The organism is Enterobacter sp. PTB (genome assembly GCF_051130085.1).
GTDB classification, from domain to species: Bacteria; Pseudomonadota; Gammaproteobacteria; order Enterobacterales; family Enterobacteriaceae; genus Enterobacter; species Enterobacter ludwigii.
The window spans coordinates 1-21,340 of sequence record NZ_JBDKEE010000039.1 but is presented as its reverse complement, the minus strand read 5'-3'; the positions used below and the strand labels follow the sequence as shown (position 1 = coordinate 21,340).

22 protein-coding genes and 5 pseudogenes are annotated in these 21,340 nt (G+C 45.8%); 1 reads left to right on the top strand and 26 read right to left on the bottom strand.

Going from position 1 to position 21,340, the window contains the following annotated elements:
• Positions 1-157 (bottom strand): annotated as a pseudogene (locus AAIR21_RS25595) (RHS repeat domain-containing protein); the annotation flags it as partial.
• Positions 158-160: 3 nt separating this feature from the next.
• Between AAIR21_RS25595 and AAIR21_RS25590 the strand changes: the two are divergent.
• Positions 161-281: pseudogene (locus tag AAIR21_RS25590) on the top strand (DUF933 domain-containing protein); the annotation flags it as partial.
• Positions 282-351: 70 nt separating this feature from the next.
• Here AAIR21_RS25590 and AAIR21_RS25585 read toward each other — a convergent pair.
• The 25 genes and pseudogenes from AAIR21_RS25585 to tssI form a co-directional block, all read right to left on the bottom strand.
• Positions 352-549, bottom strand: a complete 198-nt coding sequence (locus tag AAIR21_RS25585) for a bacteriocin immunity protein (protein WP_020882318.1) — start codon at positions 547-549, stop codon at positions 352-354.
• 8 nt (positions 550-557) lie between these two features.
• The gene (locus AAIR21_RS25580) at positions 558-704 is read right to left on the bottom strand and encodes an HNH endonuclease signature motif containing protein (RefSeq protein WP_324279609.1); all 147 of its coding nucleotides are present in this window, start codon (positions 702-704) and stop codon (positions 558-560) included.
• A 203-nt stretch (positions 705-907) separates the two neighbouring features.
• Entirely contained in the window at positions 908-1,285 is a 378-nt protein-coding gene (locus AAIR21_RS25575) for a hypothetical protein (RefSeq protein WP_020882317.1), read from the bottom strand.
• Positions 1,286-1,290: 5 nt separating this feature from the next.
• A complete protein-coding gene (locus tag AAIR21_RS25570) occupies positions 1,291-1,746 on the bottom strand; it encodes a TNT domain-containing protein (RefSeq protein WP_185791142.1) in 456 nt (151 codons plus the stop codon).
• 24 nt (positions 1,747-1,770) lie between these two features.
• Positions 1,771-2,554, bottom strand: a pseudogene (locus AAIR21_RS25565) (RHS repeat domain-containing protein); the annotation flags it as partial.
• Between the two features lie 160 nt (positions 2,555-2,714).
• Positions 2,715-3,158, bottom strand: coding sequence for a DUF6386 family protein (locus AAIR21_RS25560; RefSeq protein WP_020882315.1), 444 nt, complete (start codon positions 3,156-3,158; stop codon positions 2,715-2,717).
• A 258-nt stretch (positions 3,159-3,416) separates the two neighbouring features.
• Entirely contained in the window at positions 3,417-3,782 is a 366-nt protein-coding gene (locus tag AAIR21_RS25555; protein ID WP_113656318.1) for a hypothetical protein, read from the bottom strand.
• A 16-nt stretch (positions 3,783-3,798) separates the two neighbouring features.
• Positions 3,799-4,179 (bottom strand): hypothetical protein, encoded by a 381-nt coding sequence (locus AAIR21_RS25550; RefSeq protein WP_113656319.1) that lies wholly within the window; start codon positions 4,177-4,179, stop codon positions 3,799-3,801.
• 445 nt (positions 4,180-4,624) lie between these two features.
• The gene (locus AAIR21_RS25545) at positions 4,625-5,107 is read right to left on the bottom strand and encodes an SMI1/KNR4 family protein (protein ID WP_113656320.1); all 483 of its coding nucleotides are present in this window, start codon (positions 5,105-5,107) and stop codon (positions 4,625-4,627) included.
• An 88-nt stretch (positions 5,108-5,195) separates the two neighbouring features.
• The gene (locus tag AAIR21_RS25540; protein ID WP_113656321.1) at positions 5,196-5,645 is read right to left on the bottom strand and encodes a tetratricopeptide repeat protein; all 450 of its coding nucleotides are present in this window, start codon (positions 5,643-5,645) and stop codon (positions 5,196-5,198) included.
• A gap of 102 nt (positions 5,646-5,747) precedes the next feature.
• Positions 5,748-6,314, bottom strand: a complete 567-nt coding sequence (locus AAIR21_RS25535) for a hypothetical protein (protein ID WP_226778035.1) — start codon at positions 6,312-6,314, stop codon at positions 5,748-5,750.
• A gap of 143 nt (positions 6,315-6,457) precedes the next feature.
• Positions 6,458-7,117: an Imm43 family immunity protein gene (locus AAIR21_RS25530; protein WP_183516263.1), complete on the bottom strand. Its 660-nt coding sequence runs from the start codon at positions 7,115-7,117 to the stop codon at positions 6,458-6,460.
• A gap of 103 nt (positions 7,118-7,220) precedes the next feature.
• Positions 7,221-7,493 carry a hypothetical protein gene (locus AAIR21_RS25525; protein WP_086532396.1) on the bottom strand — a complete coding sequence of 91 codons (273 nt, stop codon included), beginning with the start codon at positions 7,491-7,493 and terminating at the stop codon, positions 7,221-7,223.
• A gap of 27 nt (positions 7,494-7,520) precedes the next feature.
• Positions 7,521-8,451 (bottom strand): annotated as a pseudogene (locus tag AAIR21_RS25520) (RHS repeat-associated core domain-containing protein); the annotation flags it as partial.
• 456 nt (positions 8,452-8,907) lie between these two features.
• A complete protein-coding gene (locus tag AAIR21_RS25515) occupies positions 8,908-9,390 on the bottom strand; it encodes a hypothetical protein (protein ID WP_434682535.1) in 483 nt (160 codons plus the stop codon).
• The gene (locus AAIR21_RS25510; protein WP_185791140.1) at positions 9,387-9,566 is read right to left on the bottom strand and encodes a hypothetical protein; all 180 of its coding nucleotides are present in this window, start codon (positions 9,564-9,566) and stop codon (positions 9,387-9,389) included. The genes AAIR21_RS25515 and AAIR21_RS25510 overlap by 4 nt, the downstream gene beginning before the upstream one ends.
• Before the next feature lie 540 nt (positions 9,567-10,106).
• Positions 10,107-11,144: a hypothetical protein gene (locus tag AAIR21_RS25505; protein ID WP_434682533.1), complete on the bottom strand. Its 1,038-nt coding sequence runs from the start codon at positions 11,142-11,144 to the stop codon at positions 10,107-10,109.
• Positions 11,144-12,625, bottom strand: a pseudogene (locus AAIR21_RS25500) (RHS repeat domain-containing protein); the annotation flags it as partial. The gene AAIR21_RS25505 and the pseudogene AAIR21_RS25500, both read right to left, overlap by 1 nt.
• Positions 12,626-12,862: 237 nt before the next feature.
• Positions 12,863-13,354 carry a hypothetical protein gene (locus AAIR21_RS25495; protein ID WP_183516261.1) on the bottom strand — a complete coding sequence of 164 codons (492 nt, stop codon included), beginning with the start codon at positions 13,352-13,354 and terminating at the stop codon, positions 12,863-12,865.
• A 2-nt stretch (positions 13,355-13,356) separates the two neighbouring features.
• On the bottom strand, positions 13,357-17,766 hold the full coding sequence (locus tag AAIR21_RS25490) for an RHS repeat-associated core domain-containing protein (RefSeq protein ID WP_183516260.1): 4,410 nt from the start codon (positions 17,764-17,766) through the stop codon (positions 13,357-13,359).
• A 3-nt stretch (positions 17,767-17,769) separates the two neighbouring features.
• Positions 17,770-18,210, bottom strand: a complete 441-nt coding sequence (locus AAIR21_RS25485) for a DcrB-related protein (RefSeq protein WP_160890439.1) — start codon at positions 18,208-18,210, stop codon at positions 17,770-17,772.
• A 73-nt stretch (positions 18,211-18,283) separates the two neighbouring features.
• A complete protein-coding gene (locus AAIR21_RS25480; RefSeq protein ID WP_049023198.1) occupies positions 18,284-19,363 on the bottom strand; it encodes a hypothetical protein in 1,080 nt (359 codons plus the stop codon).
• Positions 19,364-19,366: 3 nt separating this feature from the next.
• Positions 19,367-19,921: a hypothetical protein gene (locus AAIR21_RS25475; protein WP_230391329.1), complete on the bottom strand. Its 555-nt coding sequence runs from the start codon at positions 19,919-19,921 to the stop codon at positions 19,367-19,369.
• A gap of 75 nt (positions 19,922-19,996) precedes the next feature.
• Positions 19,997-20,473, bottom strand: a complete 477-nt coding sequence (locus tag AAIR21_RS25470) for a hypothetical protein (protein WP_226778029.1) — start codon at positions 20,471-20,473, stop codon at positions 19,997-19,999.
• 10 nt (positions 20,474-20,483) lie between these two features.
• Positions 20,484-21,340 (bottom strand): type VI secretion system tip protein TssI/VgrG (gene tssI / locus AAIR21_RS25465; protein ID WP_434682531.1); only part of this gene is annotated, 857 nt, incomplete at its 5' end.

The window sequence follows — 21,340 nt, the reverse complement described above, 5'->3', positions numbered from 1 at the left end:
CCACGGTGCGGCCGTGGATATCATAGCGCCAGCGAATGCCGTTCAGCTGCGTCAGGCGGTTGTCCGTGACCTTCTCATCAGAACCTTCCAGCGGGTTACCGGCAGCATCCCAGCGGCACTGCTCCTGGCCAGGCAACGTGCTGTCCTGTACAAGCAAAATATTGAGGGTAAGGGTCAGCAAGGTGCGTAAGGAGGAAGCCCGAATGCCTGTTGAAGGTAAAGATTACATCGTTAAAGATGGCGACGTGGTGAACATCTTGTTAACGTTTGATCTGTTTTGAATGGAAAAAATCCACGCTTTGGCATGGATTTTTTTCATATGGGGGACTCATTGCGCCACCAGAATAATATTTATAGTTGGATTGGTTTGTAGTTTATAATTTTATCAGCAATTTCTTCTGCGCTAAGTTCTTCATAATAAATGTAATTGGCTGCCTGAGGGTCTGCGACACTTCTACAAAGTAGGTCAATGTTGTGATCAGCTTCCTCTTCTGTACCTTCACTACGTTGGATTTTTTTTATCAGTTCAATAAGCTCTTGTCTTTGCATATTACTCCTTAAAAAGGATAAGCACGGTCTAGTGTGTCAAGGTGATATCTTGGCGTAATAATTACCAGATTATCAATATCATATACACCGCCTCCATGGTGGGCAGGGGTTCTATGGTGTAGTACAAAATATCTATTTTTCACGTTCCATTGCATAGCATGCGCTATTGGAGCTTTCCGCCCCGCATTCTGGTAACATTTGATGAACAACATTGCTTTGAAAGATGCGAATTGAAATATCCCCCTATACAGAAGTTCTCGCTAAAATCATCAAGGATTTTACTTCCCGGCCTCGTAATTTATCGACAATAGAAGATGGGAATAAACTTGCATCACCATGCTATTTCGCTGAAATAGCGTTAATTGCAGTCAGTTAATACAAACCCTAATAATATGATTTTATATCTGGCAGCCTGACTTTCACCCTCAGCTAAAACTATATGCAAAACATTGCCTGCAAACAAACCGGAATAAACATAAATATCTAAATCGTTATATTTATAGGAGGGACTTAGATCATCGCTATATGTTTTAACCTTTATCCCAGAGATATTTTTCAAGATCTGTTTTTTTAAATCATCATGTATACCCCAAAGAGGTTTGGCATCTTCATTTTTGAAAACAATCTCGCAATCTAACTTTGGTATGGATATTTTTTCTGAATAATCATAAAAATCATCATCCTTTCCATCATATATTGTTCTCTTGGGTTTGAAATTATAACTTCCCAGACTCATGAAATTTATTTCTCTCTAATTTTTTTATCAGCCAATAGTTGTTTTATTGATTTAGATAGTTCATATTGAGTTCCCCCTCCTGGTTGTTCAAACCAAGGTATCGCGGGTCCTGCATATGCATGTACTGGAGCAACCACTTCGTAGGTTTTATATGTTTTATCTAGCGTATCCAAAGGCAAGGCTCGGCTTTCGAAAGATGCTCCAGCAGGAGATACGAAAGTTCCTGTATCACTGAAAGTCCCATCGTTGATACGACCACCATATCTGTCAATTTTAGTTCCCGGTTTCAATGTTATCGGCGTAGCTTTGGTAAGCCCTCTATTTGGAGGCCATGCTCCAAGTCCCATAAAGGATTCTAAGCTTTGCCAGTCTTGGTTTTTCCATAATTTATATGCTTTTGAAGCATCTGTCCGTGTTTTGAAAAACACCTTTTGATTTGGATTGGAAACCATTCCATTCATTTTGACACCGACTAACCCCCCACGGATCCACCCCAGCGCATTCGGCGCATACTGGTAAAGGTTTATCCCCCCGCCAGCCCTATCGGGTCCTGCTGCGTAAACCTCCCGCAGTCCGTGTCGTAATACCGGAACAGATGTAGTGCAGCCCTGTCTCACGGTCCAGGTATTGCCCCTGCATCCGCAGGTTCTGAGAATATCCTGATACCTGCGTCTCGCTTTCCCGCAGCAGCTTGCCCCAGGCGCTGTTCACCCCTTCCCAGCGCACCTGCCCTACGCTATCCGTCATCCGCTCCGGCGTGCCGTTCGGCTGACAGTGAAACCAGAAGATCTCCGGTGCTTCCACGCCATCAATACGCGCCAGCGGATCGTAGCTGTCCTGACCGCTGTAGACAAAGGTCAGCGGCACGTCCCCGTGCACTTCCTGCAGCAGGCGGAACCCTTCCCAGACAAACCGGATGCTGACCGGCTTGCCGGTTGGCTGTCCGCCCAGCATCTGGCGTTGCGTTTTGCTGATGCGTCGTCCGAGCGGATCGTAGCGGAAGCTGACCTGCGCCTGAGGTTTGTTGTGGTCCCGCGGCTGGCTGATGAGGTACCAGCTGAACGGGTTATCGTCCCGCTCTTCCCGTACCATGTTATTACGGTAGTCATAATCCCAGCGGCGGGACCAGCAGCGCGGCGACGGACGCTGCGCATTGCCAGTGAATACATCCCGGCGATGCAGTCGACCAAGACGGTCGTACTTGCTGCGGGTTGTAAGCAGACCCCGGGGGCGGCGATTCTCAAGGTGGAGTCGTTCGTCGCGGGTATACTGACAATTTATTGAGGGAAAGGGTAAGCGAGGCGCAAAAAACAAGCAAGATACATGCAAAAGGAAAAAAATGATATTGTCAAAAATGGCTACGTGATGAACTAATTGTTTAACATTTTTTTTTGAATCAAAAAATCCACACCAAGGCGTGGATTTTCATTCAGAGATAAACTCCCTCTTCTAATGAGTTTTCAATAAACGTTGCTTTTGTAAAGGAAATTAGAACATCTGAACCTTGCTTTTTAAATTTAACTTTGTAACTACCAGGTTCTAAAATAATAAACTCACCAGAAATAGCATCTGAGTCATCAGGCTCAAGATCTCCGCCCGTGACATCCTCCCCCGCCCCAATGAAAACCTTTCCAGAAGGTACGTTTAAAAATAGTGCTCCAACATACTCGTCAACATTATTTTTTATATGAATTTTATAGGTGCCATCCTCTCCAAGATTGAGAAATAATACATTCCCTTTATTTATTTCTTCAATTTCATCTTCTGGAAGACTCCACCAATCTGCATCATTATCAATTCTATGTTTTAATGACATCAAATCATAAATAACTAATGTGGCAGTATTCGTCTGGACATGAATGGATTTATTCATTTTACCCCCTATTGAAATATTATTTCTCTGATGGCATCCCCAGCTGAAATCCCGCCTTTCTACCTGTATTTTCCAGGAACTACCGACACTTTTATTAATTGTTTCATTCAGCATTTATACTCTTTATACGGGCGAATCTTCAACAATTAAATTAACAGATGATCAGCATTTTACTTACTTAGATCAGGAGCTGAGCCGAACATCTTTTCAAAGCACGCAGAAACAGCTTGCCTTATCATTTTTTAAGGGCATTTGATCTTAATACGCTGGGCCAGTTCGAGTTAACGCATTACGCTTCATATCAAAGGAATAAAACCAATCATACCAGCCATTCTCTTGTACTGCATAACTACAGACGACAACCACTTCCTTTGATAGATCGAATGTTAAGTAATAGAAAATAGCGCCTTCAGGAGGTGCAGACGACAACAGTTTTTCGCCCTGAGCATTGAAAATTGTCAAAACGGTTGGTAATGGCTTTGGTTCGCTTAACGCAAAGACTAATTGGCGTGTTGAATCTATCATTACATAGTCTAAAAATGGTATAGTAATCAGTGGGTTAATTTCACCACACGTCCATTCAAGCAGATCATTTTCTTTAATACAATTAAGATTTTCAATCATAGGTAAACCTAAAATTTCAATGTTTGATCTGTTTTAAGTCACCTTCAAAAAACCCCACAAGATATAGACGGTACCGGGCTGACTGAACTTCTTTATACGTAAAAACAGTTGAAAAGTCTTTTAAACAGTTTTGACATGTGTTTTTCGAAACATACAATTGGCTTTCATCATAGCTATATTTATTATCTTCACTAAGATACTTCACACCTCTCATTTTCTTAACAAGAAAGCATTTTACCTCTTCGGTGAGCGAGTCAAAACCATATGAATTTACTATGGAATATATTATTACACCATCGCATTCAGGGCATGCTAGTTCCTTTCCATACTCTATGAAATCATTGTCAATGCCATCTAGGGCTAATAACTTCTTTTTCAGTCGATTTGTTATTTTCATTTTGTCTAAACCTTTAACTCCATTAATAGACAGGTTAGGTGATAAGCAAATGGGGGGATTTTATTAATTGATAACTTCATTTAGTCAAACATTCCATTCGATATAAATTCTACAGTCGAAGCTTTTTTCATTAGACTGTACAACAATTCTTCCCCATTCATGATCCCAGTGAATTCCATATGGAGGATTGTTAATTTCAAGCTTAGGGTTTGAGGTTATTTCATTCTCAACCTATTTTTCGTTTGAATACTAATTGGTCCTAAAAGGTAGTTACTATTTCTGAGAAATAACAAACTCATGACCAAAGATGGTAATTGTTAATTAAAGGGAAAAATACGTTGCATTTTTAGTTTTTAACTAGAACTTTATGGCTTGCTACAGAATTTCATAAAAATAGACTTCACAGCAGCAGAATTAAATAAGTCGCAAACTTATTAATTATTCTTTAAGGAAGACTCTCTTCGGTTACCAACCCCTCAACAAAGTGGGAAAATGAATTTGTCAGATATCTTTGAAGTTTTATATGATTCTCTTGCATAGTCAAATCTTTATCAAAAGAATCTGTGGCAAAATATACAATTGAATAATTATCTAAATTCAGACAAAAGAAATTCCCTCCCCAATCATTTGCGAAAGGAAGCAGGTTCCTAGGAATCACTTCCCTATCCAACATGCTAATATAGCAACCGTCAATTAAAGACCTAGGATCATCATTTGTCTGAGTATTATAAACAAACGGTTTAAATCCTGCTACCTCTACTGGCTCAAAACCTTCACCACCGTCCCACCAACTTTTCTCAGGAATGCCACCATTAAATTGCAGATAATGTGATACGAAATCATCCGGAAGGGTAATAGATAATTTACTTTCCGTTTTATAAATATCTGCACGTCCAATCTTTTTTTCACATTTTTTGAAGTTATTCATGAGATTATTAAGTAGTAATTACACTCCGTAAGCAATTATATGGAACATATTTATTCAAGCCACCTTTAAAAGGTAAATAACGATGTATTCATGTTCTTTTGCGCAAAAAAAATTCAAGGTATTTTCTAGGTCTATCCTGAAATGCACGCTCTTTGCCGTAGTTATAAGCATCGTTAAAATATTTATACGCTTCCTCAAATTGATTCAACTCATAACAGACCATGCCGAGATCGATTAAGGGTGCAGTGTCTATATCCGATCCACATGTCCGTAATGTCGTCTCTCCCCATTTCTTTGCCTCAGCATAATCCGCCAGATCAAAATATACGCTGTATATGCATGCACAGATCCAGTTGGCAATTTCCCATTCGAGCTTCGGCTCAGGAAGAGCTTGCCAGGCTTTGTGGTATTGCTCTAACGCCTCAGTATATTTTTTATCATCATGAAACTCATTTCCTTTTTCTATAAAAGATGTAACTCTTTTTTCATCAAATTTATCGTAACCGATTTTCATGTGTTTATTGATGGTGAATCGCAAAGAAACCTCCTAACCAATATAAAAGCTGACATGAGCCATAAATACTTTTTGAATAAAGAAGTTCTCTAAAAAATGTTATTTTTAATTTTAAAAAATAAAAAGTTAACCAAAAAAGAATTGCTTAAACCCTTTTGCCTCAACATCCTTTAGTTTGCTTTTAAGCATAAAATCGATATCTTCCAGAAAATCCTCTCTGAAATTAAAATCATCATCTGTACCATCACCATCATATTTACTTTGCTCTATCTCAATGGCAGAACAAAAAACATCCAAAAAGTCAGCTAAGGAACCGGAAATGATAAAGTTTCGTTTTTGAATACTACCATAAACAGGAGATGTTATATTTCGGGTGTCACAAAAAAGAACGTCTCCATTTCTTTCAGCAAAGATTATATACTCATCGTGCCAGGCCGTATCATTTTGAACTCGCCAACCTGATAATATTTCATTGAGATCTTGAGACTCAACAATTTGTATAAAGAAAGTACCATAAAATGTTGGATGGTCATTTAAAATCAAATGGCTATAAAAAAATCGAATTTCGCCATTCAAATTCACAGGGAGAGAACTTTCATTTTCTTCTGCTGTAAAGTCTATCTCTCCCATATTTAAATCATTCGTTTTGAATTTGATAACAAAGTCTTGAATAGTATTTTTTATATACATCATTCCTCTTTAAGAGTTAACATTATTGATTACTCGTATAACTACTATGATCTATAGTTGAAAAATGGACTCATCATCCAAAGAAGTTTTTCGCGCCATTAAAAAATAAAAATAAAGAACCAGTAATGGCACGACACCATTCAATATTAAGATAGTTTATTGCCCTTTCTCTTACGATTTGAGTCTATTTCGTAGAAATAATCTTCACAGAAAACGTCTAAAGCATTTTCCAGTTGAACAAGTTTCAAACCCCGGAAGCCTTTACTTTCAATTACTTCCTTAACCTCTTGTTTAATAATGACAAACCCTCCTAATAATGTGCCGCTAAACGAAAAAATATCATATTCAATCGCATCATTCTTTAATTCAATTTTAAAAGGTATGATATCTCCGAATTTATCATCTTCAAGAATAGATTTTTCTTCATCTATAACATCCACGCCTGGAAAATATACATATTTAAAATCATCTCGAAGAACTTGTCCATTCCTAATCGAAACTGGTGTTATATCTCGATCAAAAATAACATTGTGCTTATAATTTTCTAAAATTGAAAATAAAGACTTGTCCATCAAGTGCCCAAAGTCTTTTTTATAATAGTCAAATTTCAAAGCCCCAACATTTTTATTGCACAACAAATAAATACGATCTGGACATGCATCGTCTGTTATTCGATAAGGGAAGGAAAATGCAGAGCCTTCTATTTCCCAGTTTTCATCGATCTGTAATCTTTCATCAACCATGCCCTGTAAATTTCTTGGCATGAGTGATGATTCAAAGTCATTCATGATCACATAATAGGACATTAATTCATTCCCCTGCATTTTGTTGTGGGAACATGACCCATCCAAATTTTATTCTTCATATCAATCTGGGTCCGCCTTATAGCTATCCTCGTCCCTTTAGCATCTAATATCCCAGAATTATATCGTTGCTCAACACGAGCAATTCGCTGGCGGACAATACCACTATAGTTATGATGATTACTGCTATGGAAAACATCCATTCCTTTCCTGCATCTTGTTTCATTGCTGTTGCGCTGCCTGGCAAATAAATACCATTAAATGCAGAGTCCATGTCTTTACCGATGCCAATATTATTGAAGAATGATTGGTTCTCTTTCCACACCTCAGCGGGTATAACATGGTAAGCAGAGAGTCGATCTCCAACTTTGCCAGACATATCTTTAACTAATATACCACTATTAAATAACCCCCACGGATCCACCCATCCCAGCGCATTCGGCGCATACTGGTAAAGGTCTATCCCCCCGCCAGCCCTATCGGGTCCTGATGCGTAAACCGCCCACAGTCCGGGTCGTAATACCGGAATAGAATGTAGTGCAGACCTGTCTCACGATCCGGGTATTGCCCCGCATACGCAGGTTCTGAGAATATCCTGATAACTGCGTCTCGCTTTCCCGCGACAGCTTGCCCCAGGCGCTGTTCACCCCTCCCCAGCGCACCTGCCCTTCGCTATCCGTCATCCGCTCCGGCGTACCGTTGGGCTGGCAGTGGAACCAGAAGATCTCCGGTGCATCCACGCCATCAATACGCGCCAGCGGATCGTAGCTGTCCTGGTGGCTGTAGACACAGGTCAGCGGCACGTCCCCGTGCACTTCCTGCAGCAGGCGGAAACCTTCTCAGACAAACCGGGTGGTGACAAGCTTACCGGTTGGCTGCCCGCCCAGCATCTGGTGTCGCATTTTGCTGATGCGGCGACCGAGCAGATCGTAGCGGAAGCTTACCTGCGTCTGCGGTTTGTTGCGGTTCCTCGGGTTTGGCCGTTATCCTTCTCTACGGTGCGAGCATGGATATTATTATGCCAGCGAATACCATTCAGCTGCGTCAGGCGGTTGTGCGTCACCTTCTCAGCAGAACCTTCAAGCGGTTTACCGGCAGCATCCCAGCGCCACTGCTCCTGCCCGGGTAGCATGCCGTCCTGAACAAGCAAACGCCCGACGCTTTCGTATTGCCAGCGGTACCAGCTGAACGGGTTATCATCCCGATCTTCCCGTACCAGGTTAGTGGCGGGACTCGCATCGCGGTGCCGGACGCTGGGCATTGCCGGTAAAGACGTTCCGGCGATGCAGTCGACCAAAATAGTCGTACTCGTTGCGGGTGGTCAGCGCCCCCTGCGTGCAGAATGGAAAAATTGCACTGTTAAAGATGGCGACATACTAAACTTCCTGAGTAAAGTTTAAATAGTTTCAGTTGTGTCTTGAGACTCTCTTTACCTTATGGCATTTACTAATAACCAACGCCATATCTTGATTTTTTATTGAAAGATCAACTAAGGTGTATATAGTGAATCCTGAAAGTGAGTAATTCATCTCGCCATAAATCCAATTTTTACAAAATTATTATCTAACTATTCTTTATGCATTTCATTATACATTTCTCTTTTTTAGACTCGCTTATAAAAGATGTACAAAGAAGATTATTATTTCATTTAGAAAAAAGGGATTAATCCGAGTTTTTATCTCGTATACGAAATAAGTCAGTCATCTATAATAAATTTAAATATCACTATTGGACAATATGACTTCCGTTCCATGAATGGATAACTCATATATGTAATGTACGATTTATTACCATCAGAGATTAAGATCCCATTCAATATATATCCCACAATCAAAGGATCTTTCATTTGATTGCACTGTTATCTCTCCCCATTCATAAGTCCATTTTGTTCCATATGGAGGCTTATTTATCTTTCCCATATTGTTTCTGGAAAATTTATTTTGAACCCATTCTGTCAATCGTCTTTCTTCCTCTTCTAGATTTTTTAACGATGCCCTCTTATCCCAATCTTTGAGTGATTGATAAAAATCTCCGTCTTTATTTGTAAGAAAAAGAGATGGATTAAATGAGAAAATTGCTGGTCTGAACTCTACGATAAAGTTCTGCCCTTCCCATTCAATATCATTTTTCGAAAAATAAAATTTACCTATCTTAGTGAATTGCGGATGGGTTTTGTAAAATTCAGATGAAGTGAATGTTTCAAAAGAGCTAAGTTCAATAGGATAACCATCAATTTTAACATTCCCATTTTTAACATTAAATGTCACCTTCTTCATATATCTATAATCTTAGCAGGAATTAATTTACCTCTTGCTTCTTCAGGTATGTAAAACTGCCCCCCCTTTCCGGATTGAGGATTCGCCGTTGCACAACCATTAGAAACAAATATATCCTTAGATACATAATATTCCCTAACTTTGGTTCCTATAGGGAAATCTGAGTTAAGTGTCACTTGTGACACCTCATGATATCCTAATGAATCACCTTTAGATTACCTAACTGTAGTATGAGTTAGGGTATATGCACGTAACTGATCGCCATTTGAATGCAATGCATAGAGGATCGTTCTTTTTTAAGCGTTCTGTTCGAGTAACTATCAATACCTTTATAATCTTTATTATGAGGTCCTTGCCACTTACCACATCAGCACCATCAACTTCGCGATAAACATTCCAGTATTCATTACCATGAATATGAGGTTGAGAGGAAATCTGGACGTTATCTTTCAACACATTCGGTAAGTTTATGGAGTCATAGCGCCAGCGAATGCCGCAAAGTCGTCAGTGGTTTGTTAGCATAACCTTAAATACCGAACATCAATAAAATTCATATGATACTTTTTGTTAAGAAAATAATCCGTAATCTTTATAGCAGCGTACACTAATGCACTGTATTAGATATACATATTGTTCTATTGACAACATGCGTGCCATAAAGTTATTAACAGTCCATAACCTGGATTTTTAGAATCGAGGGTTCCGCATCGGATTCATTATTCAAATCCTAACACCCTCGATTGTGGTCGAACATTAACATTTAAATCGAATATATTAAATAATTTCCGTTCTTCACCTTCAGGTCCGAATTTATATTCATCACCAACTAACCTCAGTATTTTTTCTTCATCTACAAAGAAACCTCTGTATACTATAGCGGAAATTATCCTTCCAAATATATCTGAAGAAACATGTCTTCTCAATGTTTTAAGATCTGCTAAATTACCTCTAAGAATATAATAAGCGTAATTCATTAGAATGAAGTTGGATATTAATAAATTTTTTGTAGATTGATGCTTATCAAAACACTGATCCAAAGCTTTATATATTATTTTTTTAGATTTTTTATATGCATTAATAAAATTACCAGGATCGATAAGATAGCAATTTTTATCATTAAACAACAGGTGATTATCTTCGTTATTCGCAACAAACAAAAAATTTAATACCGATGATTGATAGTATTTTATAGCCTCAATATCTTCAAGGTTTTTCTTTTTTTCAAGTTGTGCATAAAATTGCTCAAGCAATGATAATACAGTTACATTACCATGCTGAACAGTATTTATACAGAGCCCGGCATTAGTAATGCATAGCAAATTATAAGAGTCATCATCCATGCCCATTTCAAAACACAAAAACCTTAAAAAAAAGCCTTTTGCTTTTATTGCGTAATCTTCTTTGTTGTTTTTTAAAGAAAGAAGTTGATGTATATAAAATAATATAAAGATATCTTTATCTATACGCTGTCGATTATCTATTTGAAACAGATAACCTAATCGAGATAGAAAAACTTCAAATGCATATTTCCCTTCTTCACTTAGGCCTAGCTTCTTTAATGCACGCTGTAACATAACTTTAGGAAAGCAAGTTTGCCAACGACTCAACTCTGCATACTTCCCATTTTCTTTTTTAAAATAAACGGGAAAAAGGTCTGGTTCATCTTGAACATAGACATAATTTCCAAAACTTTCAATCTCTGCTCTCGCATTAGTGAAGTGTTCAATTTTATGTAGATACATTTCAAAAATCATTAAGTAATCCTCTTACCACATTTCTTCCAATTACCTTTAGCATCTTTCTTTTCAATCTGGAATGAAGTGATTTTATCATTAAAACGAGAAAGGATATTTTTACCGATGCCCCTTGCTCCAGGTTCATTTCTCTTTGATAGAGCTCCATCTTTCAGCCCGGTTTCTTTGTAATCAACTTTTGATATATCACTATGTTGATTAAGAAGCTCAACCCCAGAGTCATTTACGGTCATAACGGCACGATACTGTTCATTTCCAGGGTTAAACCCTGGTCGGCTATCATGATTAACCCATATGGCTTTTTCACCACGATTATTAGGAACCAATCCGCCTTTACCATCGAGTTCAGAAGCTGAAGCAATCGCTTCATCTTTACTCATATAGCGTATAACTTCCTCTTGTTTTAATCCCAGAGGGTCTATTCGGGTTAAACTATTGGCACCATACTGGTAAAGGTTTATTCCCCCCGCCAGCCCTATCGGGTCCTGCTGCGTAAACCGTCCGCAGTCCGGGTCGTAATACCGGAACAGATTGTAGTGCAGCCCTGTCTCACGGTCCTGGTATTGCCCCTGCATGCGCAGGTTCTGAGAATATCCTGATACCGGCGTCTCGCTTTCCCGCAGCAGTTTGCCCCAGGCACTGTTCACCCCTTCCCAGCGCACCTGCCCTTCGCTATCCGTCATCCGCTCCGGCGTGCCGTTCGGCTGACAGTGGAACCAGAAAATCTCAGTGGCATCCACGCCATCAATGCGCGCCAGCGGGTCGTAGCTCTCCTGATCGATGTAGACACAGGTCAGCGGCACGTCCCCGTTCACCTCCTGCAGCAGGCGGACCCCCTCCCAGACGAACCGGGTAGTGACCGGCTTGCCGGTTGGCTGTCCGCCCAGCATCTGGCGTCGCGTTTTGCTGATGCGTCGCCCGAGTGGCTCCTAGCGGAAGCTGACCTGCGTCTGCGGTTTGTTGCGGTCCCTCGGCTGTCTAATCACTTCCGTCAAGCGATGCTCCCCGTCGTAGCAGTAGTGCCAGCGGGTCTGGCCGTTATCCTTCTCCACGGTGCGGCCGTGGATATCATAGCGCCAGCGAATGCCGTTCAGCTGCGTCAGGCGGTTGTGCGTGACCTTCTCAGCAGATCCTTCCAGCGGGTTACCGGCAGCATCCCAGCGCCACTGCTCCTGTCCGGGCAGCGTGCCGTCCTGAACAAGCAAACGCCCGGCGCTGTCGTACTGCCAGCGGTACCAGCTAAACGGGTTATCGTCCCGCTATTCCCGTATCAGGTTATTACGGTAGTCATAATCCCAGCGGCGAGACCAGCGGCGCGGCGGCGGACGCTGCGCATTGCCGGTAAAGACGTCCCGGCGATGCAGTCGACCAAGACGGTCGTACTCACTGCGGGTGGTCAGCAGCCCCTGGGTGCGGCTGGTCTCACGGTGAAGTTCGTCGCGGCTAAAATCTGAGACCGACAGCTTATTGAGAGCAGGGTGAACAAGGAGCGAAGAAGCAGGCAAGATGCTGCGTAAGGAAAAGATTACATCGTTAAAGATGGCGATGTGATGAACTCTTGCTTAACGTTTGATTTTCTTACGGGGTTAAAACACATTTTCCAAGAGTTCTGTCTTCACACTGACCTCAAAAGGTATGCTTTCAACAGTCGCAAGCTTTATTTTCGACACCCCATCATTAAATAATTGCGAGGTTTTTTACACCAATACGCATTCAATTCATAATTTTATATTATTCCATTTGCAATAATCCCTCCAGGATTTTTCATCTCTGAAACCAGAACGATAATTACAATAAATTGCACCTGAGCAATTCCAATGGTCATATGCCGCATTAATATGGCCCCATGCACCATGAATTGGGAGGTCAACATTAGTTTTTTCTTTGAACCAGTCCCTTAATCTTTTTGTAACTTTCCCCTCTGGTTTTTTTTGCTCCCCATCGATTAATTTATAAGGCGCGAAACTCCAACTACCTATAATAGCATTTTCATCATTAGGTTGAATAAAGTTAACTATCAAATAAATATCACCATGCGTGTTTCCTTTTATGTTAAAAATAGCTCTATAAGAGACTGTATCACATCCCTTATCTGGCCAAGGCTCCCAATTTAAATTATCATTATTCATTATTTCTTTTTTGGTTGTAAGTGGTGTCAGCATCAGCATTTTATTGAAGAAAAAAGCGCCTGTATCTATAGCAAGATTCATAGTCATATTCCGATATCAAAAGGCTTGCCAATAGGCTCAAGCACAATTTTATAATTTGAAAGGAAAAATTGTGTTCCTCCTCCCTGACCAAAAACAACAGGATCTTGTGATAATGCTTGTCCCGTTCCAGCAACTGCATCTCGTTTTACACGGTACGCCTGAATTTTGCTACGGAATCCAAATATTCTATGTGGCTGTACCTGCAAACTCTCCCATAGTTTTTGTCTACTACCGCCAGCGGCATCGAGAGTTGCCTTATCAAAATAAAAACCAGATTGTCCAGGAGCACCACCGTAGATGACATCACCTTCTTTTAACATTGTGTTAGACCATAAGTCGCGTCCTTTGTACTCCCCATGACCTTGCCACTGCCTGCCGAAAGCAGCCTGATTATGGTCATTTGCTTTCGTCGGTGCACATCTTGGTTTCAACCCCCACGGATCCACCCACCCCAGCGCATTCGGCGCATACTGGTAAAGGTTTATCCCCCCCGCCAGCCCTATCGGGTCCTGCTGCGTAAACCGCCCGCAGTCCGGGTCGTAATACCGGAACAGATTGTAGTGCAGCCCCGTCTCACGGTCCAGGTATTGCCCCTGCATGCGCAGGTTCTGAGAATATCCTGATACCTGCGTCTCGCTTTCCCGCAGCAGCTTGCCCCAGGCGCTGTTCACCCCTTCCCAGCGCACCTGCCCTTCGATATCCGTCATCCGCTCCGGCGTACCGTTGGGCTGGCAGTGGAACCAGAAAATCTCCGGGGAATCAACGCCATCGACACGCGCCAGCGGATCGTAACTGTCCTGATCGCTGTAAACGTAGGTCAGCGGCACGTCCCCGTGCACTTCCTGCAGCAGGCGGAACCCTTCCCAGACAAACCGGGTGGTAACCGGCTTGCCGGTTGGCTGTCCTCCCAACATCTGGCGGCGCGTTTTGCTGATGCGGCGACCGAGCGGATCGTAGCGGAAGCTGACCTGCGTATGCGGCTTATTGCGGTCCCGCGGCTGGCTGATGACCTCCGTCAGGCGATGTTCACCGTCGTAGCGGTAGTGCCAGCGGGTCTGGCCGTTATCTTTCTCCACGGTGCGGCCGTGGATGTCATAGCGCCAGCGAATGCCGTTAAGCTGCGTCAGGCGGTTGTGCGTGACCTTCTCAGCAGAACCTTCCAGCGGGTTACCGGCAGCGTCCCAGCGCCACTGCTCCTGGCCAGGCAGCGTGCCGTCCTGAACGAGCAGACGTCCGGCGCTGTCGTACTGCCAGCGGTACCAGCTGAACGGGTTATCGTCCCGCTCTTCCCGCACCAGGTTATTGCGGTAGTCGTAATCCCAGCGGCGAGACCAGCGGCGCGGCGACGGACGCTGGGCATTGCCAGTGAATACATCCCGGCGATGCAGTCGACCAAGACGGTCGTACTCGCTGCGGGTGGTCAGCAGCCCCTGGGTGCGGCTGGTCTCACGGTGGAGTTCGTCACGGGTAAAATCAGAGACCGACAGCTTATCGAGGGCAATGCTGAGCAGATGCCCGCTGCCGTAGTAGAACTGTTTCAGCTCGCGGCCATCGGGCAGCGTGACGGAGGTGCGGTTGCCGAGAGCATCATACTCCCATGCCAGCTCACCGTGCTCGCCCACTTCACGCGTGACACGCCCCAGGGCGTCATACTCAAAGGCAAGTTCCTGTTCTGCCTCTGCACTCCAGGCGTCAACGGAAAGTGCCGGATGAAGTCCAATACGACTCAACAAACCTGACGGTGTGTAGTGATAACGGGTCTGCCCTTCCGGCGTGGTGCGGGCAACCAGCTGGCCACTCGCGCTCCAGGCGAAGGCATGGGTGATGGCTTCCGGATGACCGGCGGCAAACGTGCGCGCTATCGTTCGCCCGCATGCGTCATAGCGATACTGCGAGGTTACGCCATCGAGCCCCACCTCTTCCAGCAGCAGCGAGTCGGGCCCCCAGCGGAACTGATAGGCTTCGCCATTTTCATTTTCCAGGGCAATCAGTCGCCCGCGGCTGTCCCAGCGGCGACGGACCTCTTCACCCTGAGTATTACGCGTAGCGGTTAATCGTCCTGCCTCGTCGTATATAAACTCACTTTCTTTGCCATCAGCGCCCGCATGCGTCACCGGCAGGCCGCGTTCGTTCCATGCAAGTGACTCTGTCCAGCCTTCCGGTCGATCGAGTTGCACCGGACGCCCTGCGGCATCGTAGCGATAGCGCGTCTCTTCGCCGTCAGCGCCGATCTCAGTCGTTAACCAGCCCAGCGGATGATAGGTATAGCGGGTTATTCGTCCTGAACAGTCTGCGGCACGAATGACCTGCCCGGCCTCGTTGTACTCCTGGTAGCGACTGTTTCCCGCGGCATCAACTTCTTCAACGACCTGACCAAACTCGTCCCGGCGCAGCAGTGTTGTCTGCCCCATCGGGTCCACCACACGCTTCAGCCCGTGATGTTCGTCGTACCAGAAACGGGTCGCACTGCCGTCGGCTTCAATGATGGCTGACGGCAGCGCGCGGTGCTCCAGCCAGGTGGTGGTGCGGGTATTGCCGTCGGCGTCGATTTCCTGCACCCGGTTGCCCATTTCGTCGTAGACGAAGGTGACGGCGTTACCGAGCGGATCGATGCGACGGGTCAGAAGTTCGTTTTCATCCCACTCGTAGCACCAGTTTTCACCGCGCTCGTCAACGTAGCGGACAATCAGATTTTGCGCGTTCCAGTAGTGCTTACGCGTCTGGCCATCGTAGTGCTCGACGGTCGTCAGCCCGGCGGCTAAATCGTAGGTGAAGCGGCAGCCGTCGCCGGTGCTGGTGCGGTTTTCCACGACGCGCCAGTGGTCGAATTTTTGCCAGCGGTATTCGCTCTCCAGCCCGCCCGGCAGGCGGTGCCAGACCATCAGGCCGTGGTCGTTATAGCGGTATTCGCGCGTTACTACGCCAGAGGCATCCGTCACGCTCGCCAGCTGGCCGCGCGCATCGTAACCCCACTGCATCAGCGGCCAGGTACGGTTGCCGTCAAAATGGCTGGCAGAGGTGGCGCGCTGCGGGAAACGCTCATCTTCATAGCGCAGGGTGACATCAATCGCCCGTGGCTCATCGTGAAGATTGACCAGCCTGCCGTGTTCATCCCACTCCGTCAGCAGCGCGTTACCGTATTCGTCGCTGAGGGAGGCCAGACGCAGGATGGTGGGATTCGCCCGGGTCGGTTTATACAGACGCCATACCGCGCCGTCATCGTCGGCAATCGCCACGTCGCCGCTCTCATTGCGGCGGATGATGATGCCTTCGCTGATGCTGTAAAACGCGCGATCGACGGGCGGCAGCTCAAAGCTTAGCTCACGGCCGGTTTCGTCGAACCAGGTGGCGTTGTTCTCTTCGAGCGTCAGATAGCTGTCAAAGGTTGTCGCCCAACCCAGACCAAACAGCCCTTCACGGGTGGTCAGGCTGTTGTAGCTGCGCTGCCAGCGCAGCGGGAAGCGCCCCGGCAGCGAGAAATCGAGTTCATCGTCATCATTCAGCACCTTCACACCGGTTGCAGCATGTACCGGGTGCGAGGAGCCAAACACAGCATTAACGGCCATATCGGCCAGCATGCCACCGCCGGCTGCCGCCAGTGCACAGGGCATATTTTTCAGGATTTTACCCGGACGTCCGCGCAGCAGGGAGAGCGCGATCATCCCCAGCGCCAGACCCGGCGTTTTACCGCTTTTGATATCGCGGACCGTGAGCGTGTCCCCGCCGATGATCACATTCGGGGAGACATCGTCGGAAACGGTGCCTTCGCAGGTGGTGCGATCTTTTGCACGTACCGCGGGCTGCCCGTTAATGAAGACGCTTTTAGAGCCTTCCGCCAGATACTGCGGCCCGGAGTGCTTTTCGCACGCCACCTTGTCTTCTTCCAGCGGCGAGGTTCCCGCGGCGGCAGAAGCCACGCTCGGCTGCCACATCTCGCTGCCAAATTGTCCAGCGGCGGAAAGCAGCATGCCGGCGTAATCGGCAAAGCTGCCCGGAGACTGTGGCTCAGGTGACGGTGTGTCAGCGGGCGTAAGCGTCCCGGCCGCTCGTGCCGCGGGAATTGCGTTCGTCAGAACGTTATCAGACCCGGTGGTGATTTTGCCCGCTGGCGACGGCGGGAACAGCGCGTTGCCTAAGCCTTCGGCGGCGTTGCTGATATCGTCAGTTATACCTGCCACGTTTGCCAGTACGCCGCCAATGATCCCACTTAACAGACAACTGGATCCAATCGCCGCCACGCCCGCGGCGGCGGCACCCGCCCCCAGCAGCGGAGCAGCAACGGTTGCCGCCGCGCCTACGGCAGCGCCGATAACGGCATAGGCCGCACCTTCCGCCACAATACTGGTGATATCCGCAAAAATGCTGGAGTGAATGATCTCGTCGCCCTGACGGGCCGCGTTGTTATCGCTCATGCCTTACACATTCCGGTTGTCGTTTAGCGTCAGACTCTGCTTAAGCGCGCTCCAGCGCCCCTCATCCTCTGCGGTGAATGCTCTGAGCGCCGAGAGGGTAAAAATCATCAACACCGGCTTGCCCGGCGTTTGTACTGCCAGCTGTTTTTGCCAAATGCGCTGTCCGTTACTGTCAAAGGTCGTCTCGACTCCCAGCGCGTTAATTTTTCCGTCAGGCCCGACCTTTATGCTCTGGAATGCGCTTTGGGCAATCTCGCCCATCTGCGGACGTAGTAGTTCCCACTGGCGGTGAAACTCTTTCTCATAGTCGCTGCCATCCGGAATAACGCCGCGACTGACCACCACGGACAACCCGCTTTCGTCGTCGCGAATAATGTTCATACTGTTATCCTGCCAGGCAGCAGGAAAAAGGGAAAACGAACCTTCCTGGAGGGTGTATTTCATAAGTGAACTCGGGATGATTAATATTGTGAGAAATAAAAGGGGCCAATCCATGCTGGCCTTTGGGCTGGCTGTTTTATTCTTTAAGCCATTGACCTGATTGTTCGACTAAAACATGGTTGCCTTTGCTCACGACCAATTTCACGGGTGAGTAAGTCACGGTGTAAGCGATCTCGCCATTCTTATAGGTAGAGCCAATTATTTTACCTGCAGGATCGTGCAACGTTTTCCCCTTAAGGGAGATCGTACTATTATCACTTTTGCGCACGCCGAGATAATACATCTGGTCACATTCACTAGTAAAACGCCCGCACTTATTGACCAGAGAAATAGCGAACTTTTGAGTATTGAGTTTTCGGGTTTCAACTGTCTGAGCCGAAGCAGCTTTCTGTAACGTATAACGCTGCGGAGCATAATAATTTCCTTTTTGAGGAGGAGTAACTAAACGCCATTCCATTTTACTCCCCTTAATTTCCAGAACAACCCGTCCGCCTATACCGCCAAACGATGAGTTGAACTCAACATTGGCACGATTGCCCGCGATCGTACCGCTAAGATTACGCTCATCATCTTCCGGGCAATCAATGCGGTTTCCTCTTTGAGAAATATAGCAATAAGATCCGGAGATACGGCCACCTGATTCAGCTAACCGCAGAGTTAACGTCGAGTCGTTCGCGTACTCGCCTGACCATACTCCGCCAAATGCGGGACCAGATTGGCTTATCGTTTCAAAATGCAGTGTGCCAAATCTTGCAGCCCATTTTTTAATATCGCCGTTAATATCCTGGCGATGTTCAGAAGACTGATAATGAATAACGTCAGACTCGGGTATGACCCAGGCAGCGTAGATTTTGCCATCTGGTTCGATAACCAAAGCAGAGGCGTTTTCCAGATAAAGATCTTTTAGCCAGCCTTCAATTAACAATCCTCCGTCAGCCGTGGAATGCGGTTCACCAAATACATCAAAATTGTTGATAAACGTCTGGTAATCGCTTCCCAGGGCCTTTCTGAGGAGGTCTGTCACTTCGCTATCGTTAACGATGCGACTGACCGTATTGAGCTTATTGTATTGTGATAACTCTAGCGCAGTTGCAGTTTCAATTGCATCTGCCAAGAAAGCGGTGAGCAATACGGCTGCCAGATATTTCCTTTTCATAAATTACTCTGGATTTCCATTGTCGTAATTCATTGTTATCTTCACAATTTTACTGTCTTTGATCTCAAAAGAGAGGACCTTTTTACCCAACTCATAGGTAATCCATTGTTCTCCGGCATCCTTTGCGACCTGACCGTCACCGTATGCTGTGTTCAAGTCCGTTCTCGTTGAACCAACATGGACACCACGCGGCGTTGCGACATCTGTAGCAGTCAGCGTGATCTGCGACACGATATAATCATCAACGCTTCGTTCCGCTTTATCCCACCAGAGATTGGAACTGAAAATGTCTAACCCAGACTTTTGATGCTGGAAGAATTTATAATTAGCTCCGTCAAAAGGAACCTCACCGGTAAAACTGCCTTCCACTGGCACGTCAATTCTGCGCGCAACGTCAGGAGTCCATCTGTCACCCAATTCGACAGGCTGGCTTTTTATCTGCACAGAAAAATCGTGATTTGTCAGAACGGGCGGTATAACTTGAGCCAATACCGAACTGCTGCACAGACAGGTAAGCATCAGAACAAAACAAAGATATGTCGGAGTCTGTTTTTTCACGTTAATCGTCATTTTCTCAATCTAAATTACGCTTCTCACCGATGTGGGAAACCGCGAGTCATGGAAGCTGTTTTCTTAGTCAGCGCTAATAACAACAGAGCTCAGACAGTCAGGTTTTTTTACGGTGAAACTGAAACTCACTTTTTGTCCATTCATATCTTTTGGTGCTGTATAACTGGTCACTTCATTCTCCGAGCGGCCTCGGGGATAATCAGTTAACGTCAGTTGTGGGTAATGCTTTTTAACGGTTTGAAGTGTGATGCACTGGCCTGATGGTGAAAAATTCAGTAAGGGAGCCATGCCATCATTTTTTTTGCTTACTCGTAAATCAATGGTAGTAATGCTCGTACCCTCCAAAAGCTTGAAATCATCAGCATGGTAGAAGTTCATATATGCATTATTTTTCATGTAGTTAAAGTGCAACGGCATGTCATTTAGACTCGTAACGGATAACGTTTTGAGTAAGGCGCTCATTTGTGAAATGAACGCCCAGAGATCTTTTTTCTCTGAATCTCCCTCAGCCATTCCCGTCGTTAATAATGCAATAAGCACTGCTACGACCTTACTCACCTTTAGTCGTAAATTTCTCCTGCACCGCCGCATCAATATCCCCTTTATGCCCGGAACCCGGCGCCGTGGTACCCGGTTGTGTGCCAGACGTATTCAGGTGCAGCTTACCGCCCGTGGTGATATAACCATCCCCTTCCACGAAGAAGTTAAACTCTTTACCGATCAGGTTAATCTTGCCGTTAGCGTTCAGCTCAATTGCGCTTTCACCGGAGACCAGCCGTAGCTTCGTACCGGAAGCAATGACATATTGCTCCACCGCCGCATCCAGCTTGCCTTTGCCCGTCAGGATCTCTGTTCCGCCTTTCACCGCCTGGATCTGATTCGCTTCCACCCGATGCAGTTCATTTTTCTTCACATAATGGCTGCGCTCGCCACCGACGCTGTGCGTTTCATCGTTCTTAATGCTGGTGTCCATGTTGCGCTCAGCCTGGATCCACACCTGCTCTGCGCCCGCCTTGTCCTCAAAGCGCAGGGCGTTGGCATTATCCACGGAGCCATCCTTCGTGCGGCTCATAAAACCCATCTGCGTGGCTGCAGCCGGCAGCGCCCACGGCGGCATGCTTGCTTCGTTATACACCCGCCCGGTGATAATCGGACGGTCCGGGTCACCGTTGATAAAGTCCACCACCACCTCATCGCCGACCCGCGGAATTTGCACCCCGCCGTACCCCTGACCCGCCCAGGCGCTCGACACGCGCACCCAACAGGAGCTGGTGTCATCCCCCTTCGCCAGACGGTCCCAGTGGAATTTCACCTTCACGCGGCCATATTTGTCCGTCCAGATACTTTCGCCGTTTGGTCCCACAACCTTTGCCGTCTGCGGGCCGTAGGTGCGCGGCCACGCCGTGC

What these genes read in the sequence shown, in the direction of transcription:
- AAIR21_RS25535 (WP_226778035.1), bottom strand. Translation starts at nt 6,314, where the DNA reads ATGATGTATATAAAAAATACTATTCAAGACTTTGTTATCAAATTCAAA.
- AAIR21_RS25575 (WP_020882317.1), bottom strand. Translation starts at nt 1,285, where the DNA reads ATGAGTCTGGGAAGTTATAATTTCAAACCCAAGAGAACAATATATGAT.
- AAIR21_RS25480 (WP_049023198.1), bottom strand. Translation starts at nt 19,363, where the DNA reads ATGAAAAGGAAATATCTGGCAGCCGTATTGCTCACCGCTTTCTTGGCA.
- AAIR21_RS25560 (WP_020882315.1), bottom strand. Translation starts at nt 3,158, where the DNA reads ATGAATAAATCCATTCATGTCCAGACGAATACTGCCACATTAGTTATT.
- AAIR21_RS25585 (WP_020882318.1), bottom strand. Translation starts at nt 549, where the DNA reads ATGCAAAGACAAGAGCTTATTGAACTGATAAAAAAAATCCAACGTAGT.
- AAIR21_RS25495 (WP_183516261.1), bottom strand. Translation starts at nt 13,354, where the DNA reads ATGAATCTTGCTATAGATACAGGCGCTTTTTTCTTCAATAAAATGCTG.
- AAIR21_RS25490 (WP_183516260.1), bottom strand. Translation starts at nt 17,766, where the DNA reads ATGAGCGATAACAACGCGGCCCGTCAGGGCGACGAGATCATTCACTCC.
- AAIR21_RS25485 (WP_160890439.1), bottom strand. Translation starts at nt 18,210, where the DNA reads ATGAAATACACCCTCCAGGAAGGTTCGTTTTCCCTTTTTCCTGCTGCC.
- AAIR21_RS25515 (WP_434682535.1), bottom strand. Translation starts at nt 9,390, where the DNA reads ATGAAGAAGGTGACATTTAATGTTAAAAATGGGAATGTTAAAATTGAT.
- AAIR21_RS25580 (WP_324279609.1), bottom strand. Translation starts at nt 704, where the DNA reads ATGCAATGGAACGTGAAAAATAGATATTTTGTACTACACCATAGAACC.
- AAIR21_RS25525 (WP_086532396.1), bottom strand. Translation starts at nt 7,493, where the DNA reads ATGTCTGGCAAAGTTGGAGATCGACTCTCTGCTTACCATGTTATACCC.
- AAIR21_RS25530 (WP_183516263.1), bottom strand. Translation starts at nt 7,117, where the DNA reads ATGTCCTATTATGTGATCATGAATGACTTTGAATCATCACTCATGCCA.
- AAIR21_RS25555 (WP_113656318.1), bottom strand. Translation starts at nt 3,782, where the DNA reads ATGATTGAAAATCTTAATTGTATTAAAGAAAATGATCTGCTTGAATGG.
- AAIR21_RS25505 (WP_434682533.1), bottom strand. Translation starts at nt 11,144, where the DNA reads ATGATTTTTGAAATGTATCTACATAAAATTGAACACTTCACTAATGCG.
- AAIR21_RS25550 (WP_113656319.1), bottom strand. Translation starts at nt 4,179, where the DNA reads ATGAAAATAACAAATCGACTGAAAAAGAAGTTATTAGCCCTAGATGGC.
- AAIR21_RS25545 (WP_113656320.1), bottom strand. Translation starts at nt 5,107, where the DNA reads ATGAATAACTTCAAAAAATGTGAAAAAAAGATTGGACGTGCAGATATT.
- AAIR21_RS25570 (WP_185791142.1), bottom strand. Translation starts at nt 1,746, where the DNA reads ATGAATGGAATGGTTTCCAATCCAAATCAAAAGGTGTTTTTCAAAACA.